The following is a 623-nucleotide window of genomic DNA, read 5'->3' on the forward strand; positions in this document are numbered from 1 at the left end:
AGGCGGAGGAACCGGGGGGATTGGGGGGTCGTCCCCCCAAAAACGGCGAAGAGGCCCGCGCGGAAGGATGCAAAGCATCCGACCACACGGACCCCAGACTCGTAGCGGGGGCAGGATTTGAACCTGCGACCTCTGGGTTATGAGCCCAGCGAGCTACCGAACTGCTCCACCCCGCGGTGATGTTCTAAGCCTATGGGGCTGGGGTTGCTTAGGCAAACCGGTTGGGGTGGGGGGCCTGGAGGGCGGCGGTGAGCATGGTGGTGAGGTCGGCGACGAAGGTGTCGTGGCCAAGGAGGATGTTACGGGGGTTGTGATCTTGGGTGCGGTCGGTGCGGTCGGCGAGGGCGGCGGTCAGGAAGGCAACGAAAAGGGCGATGCGTTCGAGGGCGACGGGTTCGGGGAGGTGTGCGCGGCAGGCGGTTTCGAGGTGGTGGAGCTGGCGGCTGAGCTTTGTGCCGTGGAGGACGGCTGGGAGGCGGTGGTCGCGGATTCCGGCGCGTCCGGCGAGTTGGGCGGTGATGCGGAGGAAGTCGCGGCCTTCCGGGGTTCGGAGCTCACCGGCGGTGGGGTGGACGATGGCGGCGACGATGGCGTGCAGGTCGACCGGGGGGCGGGGGGTGGTG

At 68.4% G+C, this 623-nt stretch carries 1 protein-coding gene and 1 tRNA gene; both read right to left on the reverse strand.

The window, feature by feature from the left end; all coding sequences use genetic code 11:
* Nucleotides 1-102 precede the first annotated feature (102 nt).
* A tRNA-Met gene (locus tag E1289_RS37830) sits at nt 103-176 on the reverse strand.
* Nucleotides 177-208: 32 nt separating this feature from the next.
* Nucleotides 209-623: hypothetical protein (locus E1289_RS38790; RefSeq protein ID WP_207929428.1), on the reverse strand; the 415-nt coding region annotated here is incomplete at its 5' end.

This window comes from Actinomadura sp. 6K520, from assembly GCF_004349245.1.
Classification (GTDB): Bacteria; Actinomycetota; Actinomycetes; order Streptosporangiales; family Streptosporangiaceae; genus Spirillospora.